This window comes from Tepidimicrobium xylanilyticum, assembly GCF_900106765.1.
In the GTDB taxonomy this organism is placed as follows: domain Bacteria; phylum Bacillota; class Clostridia; order Tissierellales; family Tepidimicrobiaceae; genus Tepidimicrobium; species Tepidimicrobium xylanilyticum.
In genome coordinates, this window is record NZ_FNNG01000008.1 from 63748 (window position 1) to 86885 (window position 23138).

Here is a 23138-nt window from a genome sequence, read left to right on the forward strand (position 1 = left end):
GCTCTAGGTTTAATTAACCTAAGAGCCTTATAATCTTTTGGTATAAATAATGAATTTGGTATTTTATCAGATAATATTTTTTAATTTGATTATTTTCTTAGGCCTTCCTGTGCCCTTGGTAATGGCAGTAGTAACAATTTCTCCATATCCTGACTCTTCCAATTTAGATATTAAACGCCTTGCACTTCTTACGGAGATATTTAAATAATTTGCCAAGGTTTCAGAGCAAAAATACTTATTATTGGAATCTTTTGTTACTGAAAGTAATTTTGATAAATAGGTGGGACTAATGCCTATCTCTTTGGAAATTTTGTTTAATTTGTCATCTGTTATTATCAATTTATAAGATCTTTCATAATCCTGCTTTACGGGACCTCTTACTTTCATATCATGGTCAACTATGTATAGGGTTCCATTGTTTTCCTTTTCTGCCATACTCAATGCATATTTAGAATTTCGCTCCGCATGCCAACCAGTCAACCCAAATCCCATACCAGAAAAAATCTCAATATTATTCTTTTTCAATCTATTTACTATATTATGATAAAAATTTAAATTCTGACTATTTTCGAGAGTTCTTTTTGTGCTGCAGATCATAAAATGGTGATTGTCCAGTTTCAGAATGCTTCCCTGTACCTCTTTTGCATAGACAATCAACTCTTTCTCTACAGCATTAGCCATCACCATAGCTTGATATTCTGTTATATTGGATTCCATAACATTTTTAAATTTGATTACTTGAATGCCTATTTGATTGGCTTCCATTTCTTTGTTCTTTATTTTATGTATGAGGTTGTCCATTGATTTTTTAATAAGAGGTACAGTTAAATCTAGTCTATAAACAGGCAGATTAAGAGATAATAAATTACTATAAATGGAGCCAAAAGCTGTAATAATTATATCAATTTTACCCTTATTATACAAAGATAGATGCCAGTCTTCATACTCTACTTCAGGAGTTTCAGGATTAAAAGGCTTATTATAAATATTTTTCACATGTAAACCAAACTCATCTACAATCTCGTATATCAATTCCCATTCTAAAAAATCTATACTCATATTGTCAATAATTTTGCCATCCTGGCTTATGCTCCAAAAGACTTTCATTATGCTGCTGCCGTCCCTTTGTATGGTTTCATAGGGAACAGTTAAGTTTATTGATTTTTCAACTTCTGATGTCACTCCTGCCCCTGTAAACAGGATACCATTACTTAAGTCCATGCATTCATGTATAATATCATGTACTTCACTAACCCGATTTATAGTATAGATAATTGGATCAACATTAGAGTAATACATATCAATGACTTTCAGAATCTTATCTATTGGTTCAATGGTGCCTACTATCCCGATCTTCAACGGTTATCCCTCCTTATTTATATTTTAATTTTATCACATAATTAAAATTTTTCTAACAAAAATATGCTAGAAAAATTAAAATATTGTGTTTAACGATGTAAATCATTAAATTATAAATAATTATGGCTAAAATTGCTATAATAGTCCGAATTAAATATTGTTTGACATCTCAAAAAAATTATGATATTCTTATTCAGAGAATAAAGGACATGACCAAAACATGCCCGAAACTATTTTTATTCTGTTTACATATTACATATTGCTGATTTCTTATTACATAGATTACATGTGTAGTGGAAGTTCAGTAAAAAGGAGGTTATATTGTGTCGGCTGTTGTGGAAAGGTTTTTAAGATATGTAAAAATTGACACAGCATCAGATGACAGGTCCAAAACTGTGCCAAGTACCAAAACTCAGTTGGAATTTGCTAAAATGCTTGGCAAAGAATTGGAAGAACTAGGTCTATCAGATGTAATCGTTGATGAAAATGGTTATGTTATGGCAACCTTACCCTCTAATATTGATAAAGAGGTACCGACCATTGGTTTTATTGCCCATATGGATACTATACCTGATATGCCCGGCAAAGATGTAAAACCAAAAGTAGTAGAAAATTACGATGGTAAAGACATTGTACTCAATGAGGAGAAAAATATAGTGTTATCAGTGGAAGATTTTCCACATATAAAAAATTATATAGGTGAAACCATAATTACCACTGATGGTACTACCTTACTTGGAGCTGATAACAAAGCTGGGATAGCTGAAATAATAGCTGCAGTAGAATATTTAATAAAAAATCCAGACATACCTCATGGAACCATTAAGATAGCGTTTACCCCAGATGAGGAAATAGGTAGAGGAGCAGATCATTTTGACGTTGCAAGGTTTAATGCAGATTTTGCTTATACTGTAGACGGCGGTCCTATTGGTGAGATAAATTATGAAAACTTTAATGCGGCTGCAGCAAAGATCACTATAAGAGGTACCAATATCCATCCGGGGACAGCCAAAAATATGATGATTAATTCTATACTTGTTGGTATGGAATTAAATAGTATGCTTCCTGTAAATGAAAGACCAGAATTTACTGAAGGATATGAGGGATTCTATCATATAACTAGATTTAAAGGGACTGTAGAAATAACAGAAATTGAGTATATAATAAGAGACCACGATAAGAACAAGTTTAATAAGAAAAAAGAGGACTTGGAAGAAATAGTTAAGTTTTTAAATAGAAGGTATGGAGATATAATCACACTAAAAATTGAGGATACCTATTACAACATGAAGGAAAAGATCGAACCAAACATCAGAATTATTGAGCTGGCAAAGAAAGCAATGGAAGATTTAGGCATCAAACCTATAATTGTTCCTATAAGAGGAGGAACAGATGGAGCAATGCTTTCCTATAAAGGATTACTTTGTCCTAATATTTTTACAGGTGGACACAACTACCATGGGAAATATGAGTATATTCCCGTAGTTGCTATGGAAAAAGCTGTACAAGTAATATTAAAGATAATTGAATTAAATGTAAAAGAAAATATATAAACTACAAAAATGGCTAAAATTGTTAGAAAAATATCAATTTTATTAAAAGGTTATTAGATTATCAATAAGTTATAACTTGGCAAAAATTTTTTTTTTAAATAATTATTTAATTAAATAATTTAAAAAAAATAAGGAGGGAACTTAATGTCAAAACAAATTACTAAAAAAATAGTATTAGTATTAACTGTAGCACTAATGCTAACTAGTTTAGTTGGTTGTGGTGGAGGTAATGAGACAGATGTTACACAAAAAGATGAATTGATAGTAGCAACTGCTTATGATGCAAAATCATTAGATCCCCACGCAGTAAATGAAGTAGCAGCTTCAAATGTAATGGTTCAAATTTACAACAGCCTACTTGCTTTAGATGACAATGGTGAATTGGTTCCATCATTAGCAGAAAGTTATGAACAAGTAGATGATGTAACTTATAAGTTCACAATTAAGAAAGGTGTTAAATTCCATAATGGAGAGGAAATGACAATAGATGATGTTGTATTTAGTCTTCAAAGGGCTGCAACTTCTCCAGCTGTAGCAAATCTATTTGGCGATATTGATGTAGATAGTTTTGAAATTATTGATGATGCTACATTTTCTTTTAAATTAAAGAATCCAAATACTGGTTTCTTATATAATTTAATGCATCCTGGTGCAAGTGTATTATGTCAAAAAGCTGTAGAAGAAGCTGGAGATAATTATGCAATGAATCCAGTAGGAACTGGTCCTTTTAAATTTGTAGATTGGAAAAAAGGAGATAGAATAGAACTTGAAAGATTTGAAGATTATTGGGGTGAAAAACCAGCCTTCAAGAAAATGGTAATAAGAGCAATTCCTGAAGCTACTAATAGAACTATAGAGCTTGAAAGTGGCGGAGTGGATGTTGCTTATGAAATTTCAGCAAATGATATAGAAAGAATAGAAGAAAATGAAGATCTTCAACTAACAAGATTGGTTGATAACCAAACTCAATATTTAGGATTTAACAACAAAAAAGAACCATTTAATGATGTTAGAGTTAGACAAGCAATTCGTTACGCATTAGATATTCCATCTATTGTAGAAACTGCTTGGAAAGGCGTGGGCAGTGTAGCTATAGGTCCTATGTCACCAAATATAAATTACTATAATTCTAATATTAAACAATACGAATATAATGTGGAAAAAGCTAAGGAACTTCTTGCAGAAGCAGGATATGGAAATGGATTTAAAACAAAACTTTGGACCAATGAAAAACAAGAAAGAATAGATATGGCAACTATTATTCAAAGCCAACTTAAAGAGGTTGGAATTGAAGTAGAAGTTGAGATACTTGAATGGGGAAGCTATTTAGAGAAATTAGCTAATGGAGAACAAGAAATGTTTATTATAGGATGGACAGGCCAATCTTCAGACCCTGATTTAGCTCTTTATGGACCATTAAGTAAAGAGACATTGGGAGCAGGAGCAAACTTCTCATTCTTTGAAAATGATAGAGTAAATGAACTACTTCTACAAGGTAGAAGGATGAAGGATTCTCCTGAAAGAGAGGCAATTTATTATGAAATTCAAGAAATACATGCTGAGGAAACTCCATGGATTCCATTATGTCATGGTGAAGCTATAATAGGTTCACAAAAATATGTTAAGAATCTAAAACTTACTCCATTTGGGTTCCACCCACTATATAGAATAACATTTGGCGAATAATGAAATTATAACAAGGGTGTAGAAATGCACCCTTGTTATAATAATAACACCATGAGAGGAGTGAAGAGATGATTAAATATATTTTACGAAGGCTCTTGATGTTAATACCAGTTCTTTTAGGAGTAACGTTTATCGTTTTTACATTGATGTACATCACCCCAGGAGATCCTGCTAGATTAGTATTAGGGGAATCTGCACCTGAGGAAGCTGTAGAACAGTTAAGGGAAGAGATGGGGTTAAATAAACCCTTTTTAATTCAATATTTTAATTATATGAAGAAGTTAATCCTTCATCAGGATTTAGGTAATTCCTATGTTACCAGACAGCCTGTAATGAAGGAGATAATTGCTGCATTTCCATCAACTATAAAACTTGCTGCAAGTTCTGTGCTATTTGCTATTATATTAGGAATACCTATAGGTATAATTTCTGCTGTAAAGAAATATTCATTTTTTGATAATGTTACTATGGCATTTGCTTTAATAGGGATTTCAATGCCAGTATTCTGGCTAGGACTTCTTCTTATACTGTTTTTCTCCGTTCAGTTAAAGGTACTTCCATCGTCAGGTTATGCGTCATTTAAACATATGATTTTACCAGCAGTTTCTTTAGGAGCCCAATCTGTAGCGATTATAGCTCGTATGACTCGTTCTAGCATGTTAGAAGTATCTGGACAGGATTATATAAGAACTGCACGGGCAAAGGGTCAAAAGGAAAGAGTAGTAGTGTTAAAGCATGCTTTTAGAAATGCCTTAATACCAATTTCAACTAGTATTGGGCTTCAATTTGGAGGATTATTAGGTGGTGCTGTTCTTACAGAAACTATCTTTTCAATACCAGGCATTGGAAGATTAATGGTTGATTCAATTAAAATGCGAGATTTCCCAATGGTACAAGGAAGTGTTTTAGTAATATCTATTACTTTCTGTATTGTTAACTTGATGGTTGATTTATATTATGCATATATCGATCCAAGAGTTAAGACTCAATATAAATAATTAGCAAGGGAGGGAAAAATAAATGGCAGAAACAAAAGCTGTAGCCAATGGGAAAAAAAATAAGAATAAAAGCAATAGTCAATTAATGGGCGTATGGATGAGATTGAAGAAGAATAGATTAGCCATAATCGGTTTAGTAATACTTGTTATACTAATATTAGTAGCAATTTTTGCTAATATTATAGCACCTTATGGGTATGATGAACAAGATCTTCAAAATACATTTCAAACACCTAGCTTAAAGCATCTATTTGGCACTGATGAATTTGGTAGAGATATATTTAGCCGTATTATTTATGGTTCTAGAATTTCGTTACAGGTAGGAGTAATAGCAGTTGGCATTGCAGTAGTAGTTGGTGGTTTTTTAGGTGCTGTAGCTGGTTATTTTTCTGGGAAAGTAGATAATGTTATCATGAGAATTATGGATATACTTTTATCTATTCCACAAATGTTACTGGCTATTTCAATTGTTGCAGCGTTAGGGAACAGTCTGATAAATCTTATGATTGCTGTTGGAGTATCTTCTATTCCCCAATATGCAAGGATAGTTAGAGCATCAGTAATTTCTATAAAAAATCAGGAATTTGTTGAATCTGCTAAAGCTACCGGTTCAAGCGATTTAAGGATAATATTTAAACACGTAATACCAAACTGTTTAGCACCTGTAATAGTACAAGCAACTCTAGGAATTGGACTAGCAATATTGACAGCAGCAGGTTTAAGCTTTATAGGTTTAGGAATTAAACCGCCTACTCCTGAATGGGGAGCTATGTTATCGGGAGGCAGAATGTATATAAGGAATTATCCTCACTTAACCCTATTTCCAGGTATTGCGATAGTAATCACTATTTTTGCTTTTAACGTACTAGGGGATGGCTTAAGAGATGCGCTAGATCCAAAATTAAAGCAATAGAGAGGTGTTCTATATATGGGAAACTTATTGGAAATCAAAAACTTGAGCATAGAATATGTTACAGATGAAAGAACTAATAAGGCTGTAAATAATTTGAATTTAAAGATTAGAGAAGGAGAAACCTTAGGGTTTGTTGGTGAAACTGGAGCTGGTAAAACTACAACAGCTTTAGGAATTATGAGATTAGTTCCAAATCCCCCAGGAAGAATCGTAAGTGGTGAAATATATTTTGAAGGTGAAAACCTATTAGAAAAAACTGAAAAGGAAATGAGAGAGATTAGAGGAAATAAGATATCAATGATATTCCAAGATCCTATGACCTCGTTAAACCCGATTATGACTGTAGGGGAACAAATTGAAGAGGTAATAAAGCTACATGAAGATTTACCAAAGGATGAATTGAGAAAAAGAGCTGAAGCTATGCTGGAAACAGTAGGCATCAGAAAAGAAAGATTTGACAATTATCCTCACGAATTTAGCGGTGGTATGAAACAAAGGGTCGTTATTGCAATGGGATTAGCATGTAATCCTAAGTTGATTATAGCTGATGAGCCTACTACTGCTTTGGATGTTACTATTCAAGCTCAAGTATTAGAGCTTATGAAAGAATTAAAGATTAAATTTAACACTTCAATGCTTCTTATTACTCACGATCTAGGAGTAGTTGCTGAAACTTGTGACTATGTTGCTATAATGTATGCTGGAAGCGTAGTGGAATACGGTAATGTTGAAAGAATCTATAATAACCCCCTTCATCCATACACAATAGGATTATTTAATTCGATACCTAGTTTAGATGAAGATAAGGATAAACTAGATGTAATACCTGGTTCTCCACCTGACCCTTCAAATTTACCAACTGGATGTAAATTCCATCCTAGATGTATAAATTGTATGGAAATATGCAAAAAAAGAGTTCCTGAACCAATAGAAGTGGAAGAAGGCCATTTCGTTTCCTGCCTTTTATATGATAAGGGAATAAAGGAGGGCAAATAAATGGAAAACGTATTAATAGATGTTAAGAATCTAAAAAAGTATTTTAATACTAAAGGAGGCACACTGCATGCTGTAGACGATATAAGCTTTCAGGTAAAGAAGGGAGAAACGTTAGGCTTAGTGGGAGAATCGGGTTGTGGGAAATCTACAACTGGAAGAGCCATCCTTAGACTCCACGAGCCAACATCTGGGCAAGTGATTTATAAAGGCGAAGATATTGTAAAATACAATAATAAGCAGATGAAGGAAATGCGAAAAAAAATGCAAATAGTTTTCCAAGACCCTTATTCCTCCTTAAATCCAAGGCTTAGCGTTTTTGAATTAATAGCTGACCCTCTATATGTAAATAAGGGTGTAGTTCCTAAAAATCAAATTGAAGAAAGAGTAAAACATACTATGGAACTTGTAGGCTTGGAAAAAAGACTAATAAATTCCTATCCTCACGAGTTAGACGGTGGAAGAAGACAAAGGGTTGGAATTGCTAGGGCATTAGTTTTAAACCCAGAGTTTATAGTATTAGATGAACCAGTTTCAGCCCTTGATGTAAGTATCCAGTCTCAGATATTGAATTTATTAGATGAGTTGCAGGAAAAATTAGGTCTAACTTATATATTTGTAGCCCATAACTTAAGTGTAGTTAAACACATAAGTGATAGGATTGCAGTAATGTATCTTGGAAATATTGTTGAACTAACTGAATACAATAAAATATTCGAAGACCCACTACACCCTTATACTCAAGCATTATTGTCTGCTATTCCTATTCCAAAGGTTGGAATTAAGAGAGAGCGTATCATGTTAGAGGGAGATGTCCCTAGCCCTATTAACCCAGGTCCTGGTTGTGTTTTCTATGGAAGATGCAGAAATAGAAAGGATATTTGTAAAGAGGTAAAACCTCAATTTGAAGAGAAAAAACCAGGTCATTTTGTAGCATGTCATATAGTAGAATGAGAACGGAGGAGATCGATATGAATATTGATATGAAATATGCCTTAGATTTAATGCTTGAAATATTAAAGATTAATAGTCCAGGTGGAGATACTTCTGAGGCTATGGATAGGTTAGAAAAAGAATTTGAATCTTTAGGTATTACAGTAAGTAAAACCAATAAAGGGGCCATCTACGGAACCATTAAAGGACAAGAAGAAGGGAATGAAAGGCTGATATCTGCACATATCGATACATTGGGTGCTATAGTAAAAGAAATAAAATCTAATGGAAGGTTAAAACTTTCCAATATTGGTGGGTTTTCTTGGAACTCCGTTGAAGGAGAAAATGTATATATAAAAACTAGAAAAGGAAAAGTTTATACTGGCACCATATTACCTGAGAAAGCTTCAATTCATATATATTCTGATGTAGTATCTCAAGTAGAAAGAACTGAGGAGACTATAGAGGTTAGAATTGATGAAGATGTTCGTTCAGTTGATGATGTAAAAAAATTAGGAATAGCAGTAGGAGACTTCGTTTCCTTTGAACCAAGACCAATTATAACTGAAAATGGATATATTAAGTCTAGACATCTTGACGATAAGGCTTGTGTAGCCGTTATGTTTGCAGCAATAAAATATTTAGTAGATAATAACCTTACTCCAAAACGAACAACTCATTTCTTTATCAGCAATTATGAAGAAATGGGGCATGGTTTATATGGAATTCCAGAAGGAACTACTGAAATATTGGCTTTAGATATTGGAACTGTTGGCGGAAACCATACTTCCGATGAAAAAAGCGTTACTATACTGGCTAAGGATAGCCGTACATCTTACGATTTTGGATTTAGAAATAGGTTGGTTCAATTAGCAGAAGAAAACAATATTAAATATAATGTGGATGTTCATTATAGATATGGATCAGATGCAAGTCTAGCCATGTTACAAGGTGTAGACGCTAACTTTGCTTGCATAGGATTAGGGGTAGATGCTACTCACCATTATGAAAGAACCCATATAGATGGGATAGAGAATAATATTAAATTGTTAATTGAGTATTTGATGGCAGATGAAAATAATATTAAATAATTATATAAATGAAAACTCTTTTCAAGCTTATTTAAGCATGAAAAGAGTTTTTTTATTTCCTCCATATTTCATTATGAATAAAAAATACAAATAATCCACAAAATATTGTTTAATAGCATTAAAGGGAAGGAGTGATTATAATCAAAGGGATTATCATGTCTGGAGGAATTGGTACTAGGCTTAGACCTTTAACTTGTGATTTACCTAAACCTATGGTACCAATTTTTAATAAGCCCGTAATGGAATATGGAGTGGAACTGTTTAAAAAACATGGAATAAAAGATATAGCAGTTACATTATATTATCTACCTAATATGATTATGGATTATTTTGGAGATGGTTCCAAATTTGATGTGAATATCAAGTATTACATAGAGGAAAAGCCTTTAGGGACAGGTGGCAGTGTAAAGAATGCAGAGGAGTTTTTAGACACCACCTTAATCGTTCTCAGTGGAGATGCTTTTACCGATATAGATTTACAGAAAGCTTATGAATTTCATAAAAAAAAGGGTTCAAAAGCCACATTAGTTTTAAAGAGGGAGCCTAACCCATTAGAATATGGACTAGTTATAACCGATGACGGAGGAAAGATTTTACGTTTCTTGGAAAAACCCAGTTGGGGAGAAGTGTTTAGCGATAATATAAATACAGGCATATATATTTTAGAACCTGAAGTTTTCCAGTACTATAGGAAAGGTGAGAATTTCGATTTTAGCAAGGATCTGTTTCCAAAATTGCTTGAAGATAATGTGCCCATGTATGGATATGTAGGAGAAGGTTATTGGTGTGATGTAGGAGATTTAAAATCCTATATAAATACTCATGAGGATATATTTACCCAGAAGGAAAGACAATATCTATTAGGCAAAAGTCAAAGGGAAGGAATATGGGTAGGAGAAGGGACTATAATCGAAAAAGGAGCTAAAATATATCCACCCGTTTACATAGGCAAAAATTCAATAATAAAGTCAGGAGTAGTTTTAGAATCCTATTCAGTAATTGGCAGTAACTGTTTTGTGGGGGAGGGCAGTTCAATAAAAAGGAGTATTGTATGGGATAATGTAATAATTTCAAATAACTGTGAAATCAGAAAAGCTGTAGTATGTAATAATGGGAGAATTGAGGAAGGAAGTAGAGTTTTTGAAGAGGCGGTAATAGGTGTTAATTCTAAAATATTCAGAAACTCCACCATAAAGCCTAAAGTAAAGGTATGGCCCCATAAAACTATAGAAGAAGGTACGGTTTTAAATGGAAATTTGGTATGGGAAGAAAAAGCTGCCAGAAGGCTCTTTGGATCAAGAAATATATCGGGAATTTATAATAGCACTATAACCCCGGAATTAGCAATTAAATTAGGGGCTAGTTTAGCAACGGTTATAAATTTTGAAGGGATTTATGTAGTAAATAGTGACGACTACAATCTATCTAAGTCCATAAAAAATTCCATTATATCAGGAATCCTTTCAACAGGTTCCTTAGTAGTAGATATGGAAGAAAGTTCTTTACCAATGTGCAGATTTAGTGTACGACATGTTAAAGCTCATGGTGGAGTTCATATTAGAACAGGTGATGTTGATCGGGGATTAGTATATATTGAGATAATTGGTGATAAAGGCATTAATATAGATAAAGGAATGGAAAGAAAGATCGAAAACACTATGGCCATAGAAGACTATAAAAGATGCAATGGGGAAGAAATAGAGGATATAGTCCATATTAATAACTTTTCTTCTATTTATATAAAAGAAGGAATTAATAGGCTGAAAAACATTTATAAGATAAGGCAAGAAAGGCCCAAAATAGCTATTGGATCTAAATCTCGAAATATAGCTGCTCTAGCAGAAAAATTTTTGAAAAAAATGGGCTGTTTGGTGAGTGTAGTAGATGACATCAAGGTTTTCGGAATAGATGGTTTAAAAAATATGGTATTAGATGAAGATTTAGACCTAGGAATACTTTATAGTGATGATGGGGAAAGCATAGCTTTAACCGATGGATTTAATATAATTAAGGGTGAAAGATATTATATGTTATCTCTACTCATAGGATTTAAAACTGGAGAAATCAAAGAAGCCATTGTGCCATATAATTTCCCCCGAATCGTTGAAAAAATAGGAAGCAAATATGATGGCAGTATTACTTATGCTAAATCTAATATTTCAGATTTAATAGGTACTATGTGGAAAAAGGATTTGGAATTTCAATACATACTAAACTTTGATGGTATTTGGGCCTCAGGGAAGATAATAGATTACCTGATAGGAAATAATATGGTGTTAAACCAATTGCTACAGGAGCTACCGGAATATTTCTATTTAATGAAGGAAATTCCCTGTAAATGGGATGAAAAAGGCAACATAATTAGAAGATTGACAGGTGATGGAAAAGCAGGAATAGAGCTAAAAGAGGGAATTAGATTTATGGATAACAAAGGTTGGGTACTAGTTGTTCCCGATGAAGAAAAGCCAAAGCTTAATCTATTTATAGAAGGACATGATGAAGAGTATGCAGAAGAGCTGTGGTCAAAATACCATGATCGAATTACTAAGCTTTTAAAAGGATAACTGGACAATATAGTAGGTGAAAGGAAGGACAAATATGCGGATGGAGTATGGACCAATGATGAATGAAGATAACCATATTCTATATAGAAGTGTGAGAAAGGGGAATACAAAATATTTTTTTCTAAATAGATTGGATAGATGCTTTAAAGAGATAGAAAAGGCATATTTAGAGTTTAATAGGGATGTATCTGAGGGTAACTCCTTACCTAAAGGGACAGACTGGCTGTTAGATAATTTCTACTTAATTGAATTAAACTACAAGGAGCTAAAGAAGAATATTAAAAGTGAAAGAAAGATTTTATTAAACATAATCGATTCTGGGAAGTATAAAGGTTATCCCAGAATATATATTTTAGCTTTGGAACTAATATCAAAAGGGGCAGGAAGTATTACCGAAGAAAATCTGATAGAATTCATTAACGATTTTCAAAGAGGGGATATTTTGTCCTTGGACGAGATACACCAGTTTTCTAGATATATTGTTTTAGGTTTAATGGAGTGGATTGGGAATATCTCATTAAATCTAATTAAAATTAGGCATTCATGGAAAATGGTAGATAGCTGGGATTTAAGCGAAGATGAAAAAATTGAAAGGATTATCGAAAATTTGCCAAGTATGGAATTTAGGGAAATAGAGAGGCTTGCCAAAAGGATAAGAGAAGAAAAAGAAGATTTCCAATTGATATTAAATAGGATGAATAAAAAACTGGACTATGTGGGAAGAAGCGTAGAGAAGATCCTAGAAAATGAATATATTAATCAATCAAAATATAGGGTATCCTTAAGCTACTGTATAACTTCATTGAGGAAACTTTCCTCATTAAATTGGGAGAAAATTTTTAATTCCATTAGCATGGTGGAGAAAGTTTTAATGGAAGACCCGTTAAAAGTATATGAAAATATGGATTCTACATCTAAAGCGTATTATAGGCATGAAATACAGAAGTTAGCGGAAAGATTTAATGTTCAAGAAATTTCATTATCTAAAAGGGTATTGGAATTTGCTAAAGAAGAATGGAAAAGTGGCATTACTGATAAAAGAGCCCATATAGGGTATTATCTTCTGGATAGAGGAAGGGAAAAGTTATTTGACTTTTTCGGAGAGGATGTTAAAAAGGCCAATATGTATTTAAACCCTATTAGGTATATACTACCAATAGCCTTTATTTCCCTAATATTAGCATTCTTATTTGCCAGATATGGATATATTGTAGGAAATATATTCTGGGCAATTCTGATATTTATTGTAACTTTTATCCCAGCTATGACCCTTTCCATTCATCTAATTAACCACTATTATTCCAAGAAGGTAAAATCTAAAATATTACCTAAGATTGACTACAAAGATGGAATACCAGAAGATCTGGCTACTTTTGTTGTAGTTCCAAGCTTAATTCCAGATGAGTATAGGTTGGAGGAATTGGTTAATAATTTAGAAACCTTCTATCTATCTAATAGATTAAGCAACTTGTATTTTGCCATATTAGGAGATTTTAAAGATGATGATTCAAAGATGGCTATAGAAGATGAAAAGATAATCCATAAAGGACTTGAAGCCATAAAAAGATTAAATGAAAAATATGCTTACAAGGAAGATATATTTTATTTTCTCCATAGGGAAAGGGTCTATTCGGAAACCCAGGATAAGTGGATTGGATGGGAGAGAAAAAGGGGAGCTTTAGTTGAATTCAATAATCTGCTATTAGGTGATAAAGATACTAGTTTTAATACTATTTCTGGAGATATCTCAAAACTTCAAGGTAAAATAAAATATGTTATTACCTTGGATTCAGATACTATACTGCCTATAGACGGGGCCAGGAAGTTAATAGGCACTATTTCTCATCCCTTGAATAAAGGTTTTGTGGACAAAGAAAAGAACGTGGTTACGGAAGGTTATGGGATAATCCAACCTAGAATATTGGTGAATATTGAGTACAGCAATAAATCCTTATTTACAAGGATATTTGCTGGTGCTGGTGGCATTGATCCTTATAGTAAGGCTTCATGGGATATTTATCAGGATCTATTTGGTGAGGCAATTTTTACAGGAAAAGGGATTTACGATGTGGAAGTATTCAGAAATTGTATAAATCATGTTATACCTGAAAATTCCATATTAAGCCACGACCTTTTAGAAGGTAGCTTGATTAGAGTCGGATTGGCTAAGGATATAGAATTGATTGATGGTTATCCAGAAAAATATAGTTCTTATATAATGAGGCAACATAGATGGGTAAGGGGCGATTGGCAGTTAATTAGATGGCTTAGTGGCACTTTTGGAGAGAGGATATCCCTTTTATCAAAGTGGAAAATATTAGACAATATGAGAAGAAGCCTTTTATCTGTGTCGCTATTGTTAATTATATTGTTAGGATTAACCTTTTTCCCAGGAAATATTTATATTTGGTTAGGGTTATCCATATTAGTTCTACATTTGCCTTTAATAACTATGACAATTGAAGTGTTGTTTCATAGAAGATTTAAGATAGGAAAAATAAAATTAAATGGGAATATAATATATGGCTATAAATCCCATTTATATCAAGGAGCACTGAACTTCCTATTCTTACCTCATGAATGCATAATGATGATAGATGCTATAACAAGAACCCTTTATAGAGTATTTATCTCTAAGAAGAATCTATTAGAGTGGACTACTGCCTTTGATATGGAAAGAAAATCAGCTAATGATCTGATCGGATATTTTAAATTGATGAGGGCAAATATTATTATATCACTTGCCTTATTGTTATTGACTCTAATATTTAATCCGTCTAATATGATGATTAGTTTAATTATAAGTATACTTTGGTCTTTTGGCCCAGTATTAGCATATGAAAGCAGCAGGGAAGAAATTGAAACAATTGAAAGAAATGAGGAGGATTTTAAATTATTAAAGGAAATTGGAGAAAGAACCTGGAAATTTTACGAAACCTTTACAGATGACAAAAACAATTATCTTCCACCAGATAACTTTCAGGAATATCCTTATAATGGAGTTGCCAATAGGACCTCTCCCACTAATATAGGCTTTTACTTGCTTTCCATACTGTCTAGCAGGGACTTAGGTTTTATTACTACTAATAAGATGGTTGAATTAATCGGTTTAACATTAAATACGATTGAAAAAATGGAAAAATGGGAAGGGCATCTCTATAATTGGTATGATACGGAAACCTTGGAACCCTTAATGCCTATTTTTGTATCCACAGTGGATAGCGGTAATTTCATATCCTATTTAATAGTATTGAAGGAAGGACTAAAGGAGTATATGGAAGGCTACGAAGAAAAGGGTAAAATATTAGATTTAATCCATAGGATAGAGAGTTTAATTGACAGCACTAAATTTGCCCCTCTATACGATGAAGTAAAAGATCTTTTTTATATTGGCTATAATGTTAAAGAGGATAAGGTATTAAACTCACATTATGATCTATTGGCCTCTGAATCCCGTATTACAAGTTATATTGCCATATCTAGGGGAGAGGTACCGTTGAAACACTGGGAGAGATTAGGTAGGCCTATAATAGTGGATAAGAAGTATATGTGCCTTGCTTCCTGGTCTGGCACAATGTTTGAGTATTTAATGCCATCTTTAGTGTTAAAAAATTATAAAAATACATTGTTAGACGAAACTTATAGAACATCTATTAGTATTCAGATAGACTATGGAGATAAAAATAATATACCTTGGGGAATATCTGAATCGGGTTATTTTGCCTTTGATAATCTGTTTAACTATCAATATAAGGCCTTTGGAGTTCCCACTTTAGGTTTTCAAAGAGGTTTAAAGGATGAATTAGTGGTATCACCTTACTCTACCTTTTTAGCCTTAAATTTTATGCGAAAAGAAGCTATAGCAAATATTAAGAGGTTAAAAGATGAAGGTTTGTATGGGGAATATGGATTTTACGAAGCGGTAGACTATAGCATTAATAGACTACCTTCCCATTTAGATAAAGGCCTCGTCAAATCCTATATGAGTCACCATCAAGGGATGATATTTGCAGCTATAAACAATTATATAAATAATGGAATATTAATAAATAGATTCCACCGAGATCCTCATATGAAATGCGGAGAAATATTAATGCAGGAAAAGATTCCATTAAATCCATTAATAACTAAGGAAAGTGACAGGATTGAAGAAATCCCTATTAAAAGAAAGAGAGAGGAAAAATGGGAAAGGAGAATCTATGGTAAAGAGTTTTTAAAGGATATAAAATGCCACCTATTGGCTTCAAATGATTATACGTTAATGATAAACAATAGGGGTGAAGGATTTTCAAAGAATGGGGATATCTTTATAAACAGGTGGAGGAGAGATTTTTTGTCTATTCCCTACGGTCAGTTTATATATATAAGGGATTTAAAGGATAACTATCTGTGGTCAGCAGCTTACGCTCCTACTTATAAAGAACCAGACTATTATAGCGTGGAGTTTTCACCTTATAAGGCAAGTTTTAGGCGAAAGGACAGGGAAATTGAAACGGAAATGGACGTGTTTTTACTGCCTGAGGAAGCGGGAGAAGTTAGGAGAATAAGGCTATATAATAATAGGGAAGAAGAGGCATTACTTGAAGTTATAAGCTATTTTGAAATAGTAGGAGAAAGGTTAGAAGCCGATTTAGCTCACCCAGCTTTCAATAATCTGTTTGTTGAAACGGAAATCCTTGAGGAGGAAAAATGCATTTTAGCCCACAGAAGGAATAGAGATAAAGGAGAAGATAGGTGGATTCTTCATGGAGTAAGAACTTTCATAAAAGGTGAGGATAGGTTTTATTACGAGACAAATAGGGGGAATTTCATAGGTAGGGGAGGTTTCCTTAAGGTTCCAATGGGAATTATTAAAGGGCTTACTAATTCTTCTGGAATAGTATTAGACCCTATTATGAGCATTGGGAAAAAAATAAAGTTGGAACCTAAAGAAAAAATCGAAATATTTTTCATTTCTGCCTTAACCAATAGTAAGGATGAAGCTATAGATATTTTAAGGAAATTTAATAATAAGACCAGCTTTAAAATTGCATTAGACTTGTTTAAGACCAAGTCTCAAGCGGAAATGGGTTATTTAAGTTTAAATAAACTAAATTCAAGACTATATGAAGAATTGCTACCTTGTTTATTCTATTTAAATGAGAATATAAAACAACCTTATATGCTCATACTGAAGCAAAATATAAAGGGGAAAGAGGGGCTGTGGGCTTATGGGATTTCAGGAGATAATCCCATAGTTTTAGTTAAAATCAAATCAATGGAGGGCATTAGTACTTTAGTTCAACTATTAGATGCTCATGAATATTGGTCTTACAAGGGATTGAAAGTAGATTTAGTCATTTTAAACGAAGAAGAAAGTATGTATTTTCAGCCCATATTTGAAAATATACAGGAAATTGTTAACGAAAGGAGAGGTAATATCCTAAATGTTTCTGGAGGAATATTCATCAGAAACAAGAGCAATATGCCAGAAGAGGATATTGCCCTCTTACACCATTGGGCAAGGATTGTAATTAAAGCTGAAGAAGGAGTTAAGATTAAGAGTATTAAAAATGAGCTCCCACCTATGAGGAGATATGATGGCAAATTGATGGAGTTTCCTGTAAAATATCTTGATGTAGATTTAGATTTTTATAATGGTTATGGAGGATTTTCAAAAGATGGTAAAGAGTACACTATAAAACTATCTAAAGATATATATACCCCTATGCCTTGGGTAAATGTAATAGCTAATAGGGATTTTGGAACAATAGTTACAGAACTGGGAGGAGGCTTTACTTGGTCGAAAAATAGTAGGGAAAACAAATTAACTCCTTGGCATAATGATTCCATAATAGATATACCAGGCGAAATAATCTATTTAGTGGACCAAATAACGGGATCAATCTGGAATATTACCTCTAAACCTGTTAGAGATGATGGGGATTATCTAGTAACCCATGGTATGGGATATACTAGATTTCACCACCATAGCCAGGGGATAGATCAGGAGCTTACCATATTCGTGCCTATAAATGATAATATAAAAATCAGTTTGGTAAGGTTAAAGAATAACTCAAAAGAGGACAGAAAAATCAGCTTATTTTATTATATTAGACCTGTGTTGGGAGTTTCAGATGAAGAAACTGATAGGTTATTGGAAACGGATGTAGAGGATAGTGTATTTATAGTTAAGAATTCTGCTAACAGTGAATTTAAAAATAGCACCTTATTCATATCCAGTTCTGAAAAGATACATTCCTATACGGGAGATAGGAAGGAGTTTATTGGCAGCTTTCCTAATTATGAAAGCCCAGATGGAATTCAGAGGGTAAGTTTATCTAATAGGGTAGGATTTGGATACAATACATGTGCTGCCATAAGGATAGACATAAACCTACTGCCCAACGAAACTAAGGAATTTACATTTTTGATGGGAGTGGAGGAAAAATTAGAGAAAGGATTAGAACTGATAAATAAATATAAGGATGTTCAATATGCAAAGAAATCCTTAAAAGAGGTAGAGCAATTCTGGAATCAAATATTATCTACCATCCAAGTAAATACACCTGATAAGACAATGAATTATATGATCAACAATTGGTTAATGTACCAAACAATTGCCTGTAGAATCTGGGGAAGGGCTGGATTTTATCAGGTAGGCGGTGCTTTTGGTGCTAGAGACCAGATGCAGGATACAATAAATGCCATCTACCATATGCCCGAAAAGACAAGAAAACAGATTATAAGAAACTGTCAACACCAATATAAGGAAGGGGATATACAGCATTGGTGGCATCCAATACCAGATAGTGAGGTTCATAAAGGGATTAGGAGCAAATATTCCGATGATTTATTATGGCTGCCTTTTGGAGTAGCAAAATACATTAAAGTGACAGGAGATGAGAGTATATTAAAAGAGGAGGTTCCCTTTATAGAAAGTCCTATTCTTGAGGAAACAGAAGAGGAAAGGTATGAAGTGCCAAGTATTTCTGGTGATATGGGTACAGTATACGAACACTGTATTAGAGCCATCGACAGATCTTTAAAATTTGGAGAAAGAGGTCTGCCACTGATGGGAGGAGGAGACTGGAATGATGGCATGAATAAAGTAGGCTATAAAGGGAAAGGGGAATCGGTATGGCTAGGCTGGTTTATAATAAAGGTGCTAAAGGATTTCATACCTATTTGCAATATGATGGAGGATTTAGATAGGGCAAGAAAGTACGAAATAATAATTGAGCAAATAAAAGAAGCTATAGAAAGGAATTGTTGGGATGGAGGTTGGTATAGGAGAGCTTACTTTGATGATGGCACTCCTTTGGGTTCTAAGGAAAATAGTGAATGTACTATCGATTCCATATCTCAATCTTGGGCAGTAATTTCTGGTACTGGTGATAGGCAAAGGTCAGAAATGGCTTTAAAAGCAGTTGAAGATTATTTAATTAATGAAGAGGAAGGGTTAATAGCATTATTAACTCCTCCTTTTGAAATATCCGATATAGAACCTGGATATATAAAGTCCTATGTACCTGGAATTAGGGAGAATGGTGGACAATATACCCATGCAGCTACTTGGGTAATAAAGGCTTTTGCTTTGCTAGGGGAGGGAGACAAGGCTTATAATCTTTTTAAACTAATTAATCCAATAAACCATTCTAGAACTCCTATAGAAGTAGCTAAATATAAAGTAGAGCCCTATGTAGTGGCTGCAGATGTTTATACCAATCCTCAACACTTGGGTAGAGGGGGGTGGACTTGGTATACTGGTTCCTCTGGTTGGTTGTACATGGTTGGATTAGAGGACATTCTAGGATTTTCCATAGAAAGGGATAAGTTATTCATTAATCCATGTATACCAAAGGATTGGGAAGGCTTTACCATTGAATATAGATATAAGAGTACTAAATACAGTATAGAAGTAAAAAATCCAGATAAAGTTAATAGAGGTGTTAGGAGGTTGTTGATAGACGGGGTTTCTATAAAAGATAAGTGGGTAAAATTAATAGATGATGGTTTACACCATAATATTATAGTGGAGATGGGCAATAGCTAGGATTTCAATAATTACCATCTATATACGATTGATGAAATTAATAGCTCTGCAAATGCAGAGCTATTTGATTATTTTACTTTATTAAATATTTCTTCTACCTTTTTCCAGTTAACCACATTCCACCAAGCGTCAACATAGTCTCCCCTTAAATTCTTATATTTTAGATAATAAGCATGTTCCCATACGTCGATGCCCAGTATTGGAATTTTTCCTTGTGAAATTGGATTGTCTTGATTTGGGGTGGAAACTATTTCTATCCTACCATTATTTAGAACTAGCCAGGCCCAACCACTGCCAAATTGATCTAAGGCTGCTTTTTTGAAATCTTCTTTAAACTTGTCAAATCCACCTAAGTCTTCATCGATTTTATTTGCTAATTCTCCTTCGGGCTTTCCGCCACCATCAGGGGACATAAACTCCCAGAATAATGTGTGATTATAATGTCCACCACCATTATTCCTTACAGCAGTTCTTATTTCCTCTGGTAGTTCAGTTAAGGATTTTAATATTTCTTCTATATCCATTTCTTGGGATTTAGCATGACCTTCTAAAGCTTTGTTTAAATTATCCACATATGCTTTGTGATGTTTTGAATGATGTGTTTCCATTGTTAATGCGTCGATATGAGGTTCTAAAGCATTATAAGAATATTTTAATTCTGGTAATTTGAAAACCATATTTTTCTCTCCTTTATCTATATTATTAGTTGTTATTTTTATATTATTTATTCCCATTTCAGCAAATGATAAACATTATCAAATAAAAAATATTATCAATTATATGGAAAAAATCCCTTTCCATAGGGAAGGGATTGTATAATTTTACGCTTTTTTAGCTATTTTTCCAATCTTGGATATAATATTTCATTTTCTATTTTCAAATACTCTAATACTTTAGATTCTAATTCTTTTAGATTCTCATAAGTCCTGTTATAAGTAGCACATCCATCTTCTGGGGGACAATAACCGTTAGTTACTTTACTTAATTTATTAAATAGCTCTTTAATATTATCTTCTTCTGATTCCAGTAATTCTTTTTCTTTTAAGATTTCTTCTAATAAATCTTGTCTTGGTCTTTTATCGTATATCTTAATTAATGGGAATATATTACCCTTTTCTTTAATCATCCTTTGGATTAAGTTTATTTGTATAATACTAAAAAATCTGTGGACTTTGGATAACTCTCTATGAGTTCTGCCATGAACTCTTAGTATTGTAGTAGTTAATGTTGTTAATTCCTTCATTATATTTCTAAAATACTCATGGTAATTATCAGTTAAGCTATTTATTATTTTAGTTGTCGATTGATTTTTCCATCCATTTATTTTATTTTCCATAGCCATGCCTCCATATGTTTTAGTATTTACATTTTAACATAAATAAATATTAAAATCTTTGACCTAAATCAAAATATAGTTGACATTAACTATTATTCTCTTTAAAATAAGCTAAGAGTCTTGATACTTGTTAAATAAGATTTAAAACTTAATAGTGTGTTGGTACTTAGAAAAGGATGAACTTATAAAATGGATAAAAGGATTGTAGCAAAAACGGAGGTGTAATATGAGTAAGATTTGGAAGGATAAGAATTTTATCAAATCAATGATTAATATAGCATTACCTATTACCTTGCAGAATTTGATAGCTTCATCAGTGAACATGTTAGACACCCTTATGATTACTAGCTTAGGGCAAGCAAGTCTTGCAGCTGTGGGTCTTGCCAATCAAGTTTTCTTCTTTTATAGTGTTACTATTTTTGGAGTTGCAACTGGTTCAGCAGTATTTGTAGCCCAGTTTTGGGGTAGGCAAGATTATAAGAATATCAAGAAAATACTAGGTTTATGCCTAACCATTACAAGTGTGATTGGTTTATTTTTTACTTTAGCAGCATTAATAACACCTGAAGGGATTATGACCATATTTAGCGAGGATCCAGAAGTCATCAAGTTAGGGGTCGACTATTTAATAATAGTTGCCTTTAGTTATATTATAACGGGAATCAGTTTTTCCTATGCTGTTGCTTCAAGGAGCATTGGAGATGCTAAAATGCCTATGGTTGTAAGCATAGTTTCTTTCATAATCAATGGGATATTCAATTACCTACTTATATTTGGTAAGTTTGGTTTTCCACGGCTGGGGGTAAAAGGGGCTGCTTATGGGACTTTAATAGCCAGAGTAGTTGAATTAGGCCTTATTTTATACACTATTTACTCCAGCTCCAGTCCATTAGCTGCCAATATTAAAGAGTTGACCAATTGGAACAAAAATTTCATTCAAAAATATGCAAAGACTGCATATCCAGTAATAGTAAACGAAGCATTGTGGTCTTTAGGTACAGTATTGTATTCTATAGCTTATGCAAAAATAGGTACGGAAGCAGCTGCTGCAGTTCAGATTCTCAATACTGTTCAAAATATATTTATGGTTATAACTAGAGGGGTGGGAAATGCATGCACAGTAATGGTAGGCAATAAGATTGGTGCTAATGAAGAGGAAATGGCTATTGAATATGCTAATCGATTTTTAAAAATATCGGTGGCACTTGGACTAGTTTTGGCAACGGGCCTATATTTAACCTCTGATATAATTTTAAGTCTATTTAGAAATTTAACTCCTCAGCTATATACTACTTCAAAAAAGTTACTAAATATTTTAGCACTATTTTTCACAATCAAAGTTTTTAATGGAACTGTGATTGTAGGTGTTCTCAGAGGTGGAGGAGATACCAAATTCTCCATGTTATTGGAGATGGGCTCCGTTTGGTTAGTAGGAGTACCTTTAGCTTTCTTGGGGGCCATCGTATTTAAATTACCAGTATATCTTGTGACCCCATTAGTCTATTCGGAAGAAATAGTTAAAGCACTGTTTGCTTTGCCAAGGCTAATATCGAAGAAATGGGTAACCAACGTTATTAAAGACATGTAGTAAATATAAATTTCCACAATGAGTTGAATTCCTAATTCCTTTGTGTTATAGTAATTGTGGAGAAATCGTTAATTATATGACAATTCAAT

The 23138-nt window shown here is 33.2% G+C and carries 13 protein-coding genes; 10 read left to right on the forward strand and 3 right to left on the reverse strand.

What is annotated here, in order from left to right; genetic code table 11:
• Positions 1-66 precede the first annotated feature (66 nt).
• A complete protein-coding gene (locus tag BLV68_RS09560) occupies positions 67-1359 on the reverse strand; it encodes a helix-turn-helix domain-containing protein (protein ID WP_093753224.1) in 1293 nt (430 codons plus the stop codon).
• Between the two features lie 323 nt (positions 1360-1682).
• Between BLV68_RS09560 and pepT the strand changes: the two genes are divergently transcribed.
• From pepT to BLV68_RS09605, 9 genes are all read left to right on the forward strand, one after another.
• Complete coding sequence (pepT, locus tag BLV68_RS09565; RefSeq protein ID WP_093753226.1) at positions 1683-2912, forward strand: peptidase T; 1230 nt, start codon at positions 1683-1685, stop codon at positions 2910-2912.
• A gap of 144 nt (positions 2913-3056) precedes the next feature.
• Positions 3057-4598 carry an ABC transporter substrate-binding protein gene (locus tag BLV68_RS09570; protein WP_093753228.1) on the forward strand — a complete coding sequence of 514 codons (1542 nt, stop codon included), beginning with the start codon at positions 3057-3059 and terminating at the stop codon, positions 4596-4598.
• A 68-nt stretch (positions 4599-4666) separates the two neighbouring features.
• The gene (nikB, locus tag BLV68_RS09575) at positions 4667-5596 is read left to right on the forward strand and encodes a nickel ABC transporter permease (RefSeq protein WP_093753230.1); all 930 of its coding nucleotides are present in this window, start codon (positions 4667-4669) and stop codon (positions 5594-5596) included.
• Between the two features lie 85 nt (positions 5597-5681).
• Positions 5682-6509 (forward strand): nickel transporter permease, encoded by an 828-nt coding sequence (gene nikC / locus BLV68_RS09580; protein ID WP_200773741.1) that lies wholly within the window; start codon positions 5682-5684, stop codon positions 6507-6509.
• Positions 6510-6524: 15 nt separating this feature from the next.
• On the forward strand, positions 6525-7505 hold the full coding sequence (locus BLV68_RS09585) for an ABC transporter ATP-binding protein (protein ID WP_093753234.1): 981 nt from the start codon (positions 6525-6527) through the stop codon (positions 7503-7505).
• Positions 7506-8456 (forward strand): ABC transporter ATP-binding protein, encoded by a 951-nt coding sequence (locus BLV68_RS09590; protein ID WP_093753236.1) that lies wholly within the window; start codon positions 7506-7508, stop codon positions 8454-8456.
• 17 nt (positions 8457-8473) lie between these two features.
• On the forward strand, positions 8474-9526 hold the full coding sequence (locus BLV68_RS09595; protein ID WP_093753238.1) for a M42 family metallopeptidase: 1053 nt from the start codon (positions 8474-8476) through the stop codon (positions 9524-9526).
• 131 nt (positions 9527-9657) lie between these two features.
• Positions 9658-12090: a sugar phosphate nucleotidyltransferase gene (locus tag BLV68_RS09600; RefSeq protein ID WP_143035270.1), complete on the forward strand. Its 2433-nt coding sequence runs from the start codon at positions 9658-9660 to the stop codon at positions 12088-12090.
• Positions 12091-12124: 34 nt separating this feature from the next.
• Entirely contained in the window at positions 12125-20125 is an 8001-nt protein-coding gene (locus BLV68_RS09605; protein WP_093753242.1) for a GH36-type glycosyl hydrolase domain-containing protein, read from the forward strand.
• Positions 20126-20193: 68 nt separating this feature from the next.
• Here the strand turns inward: BLV68_RS09605 and BLV68_RS09610 are convergent, their stop codons facing one another.
• On the reverse strand, positions 20194-20802 hold the full coding sequence (locus BLV68_RS09610) for a superoxide dismutase (protein ID WP_093753244.1): 609 nt from the start codon (positions 20800-20802) through the stop codon (positions 20194-20196).
• Between the two features lie 158 nt (positions 20803-20960).
• Positions 20961-21461, reverse strand: a complete 501-nt coding sequence (locus tag BLV68_RS09615; protein WP_159428671.1) for a hemerythrin domain-containing protein — start codon at positions 21459-21461, stop codon at positions 20961-20963.
• A 226-nt stretch (positions 21462-21687) separates the two neighbouring features.
• Between BLV68_RS09615 and BLV68_RS09620 the strand changes: the two genes are divergently transcribed.
• Complete coding sequence (locus BLV68_RS09620) at positions 21688-23049, forward strand: MATE family efflux transporter (RefSeq protein WP_093753248.1); 1362 nt, start codon at positions 21688-21690, stop codon at positions 23047-23049.
• The last annotated feature ends 89 nt before the right edge of the window (positions 23050-23138 follow it).

Excerpts from the sequence above, each read along its gene's own strand:
- nikB (WP_093753230.1), top strand. The coding sequence starts at position 4,667 with ATGATTAAATATATTTTACGAAGGCTCTTGATGTTAATACCAGTTCTT.
- BLV68_RS09590 (WP_093753236.1), top strand. The coding sequence starts at position 7,506 with ATGGAAAACGTATTAATAGATGTTAAGAATCTAAAAAAGTATTTTAAT.
- nikC (WP_200773741.1), top strand. The coding sequence starts at position 5,682 with ATGGGCGTATGGATGAGATTGAAGAAGAATAGATTAGCCATAATCGGT.
- BLV68_RS09605 (WP_093753242.1), top strand. The coding sequence starts at position 12,125 with ATGCGGATGGAGTATGGACCAATGATGAATGAAGATAACCATATTCTA.
- BLV68_RS09615 (WP_159428671.1), bottom strand. The coding sequence starts at position 21,461 with ATGGAAAATAAAATAAATGGATGGAAAAATCAATCGACAACTAAAATA.
- BLV68_RS09620 (WP_093753248.1), top strand. The coding sequence starts at position 21,688 with ATGAGTAAGATTTGGAAGGATAAGAATTTTATCAAATCAATGATTAAT.
- BLV68_RS09570 (WP_093753228.1), top strand. The coding sequence starts at position 3,057 with ATGTCAAAACAAATTACTAAAAAAATAGTATTAGTATTAACTGTAGCA.
- BLV68_RS09585 (WP_093753234.1), top strand. The coding sequence starts at position 6,525 with ATGGGAAACTTATTGGAAATCAAAAACTTGAGCATAGAATATGTTACA.
- BLV68_RS09610 (WP_093753244.1), bottom strand. The coding sequence starts at position 20,802 with ATGGTTTTCAAATTACCAGAATTAAAATATTCTTATAATGCTTTAGAA.
- BLV68_RS09595 (WP_093753238.1), top strand. The coding sequence starts at position 8,474 with ATGAATATTGATATGAAATATGCCTTAGATTTAATGCTTGAAATATTA.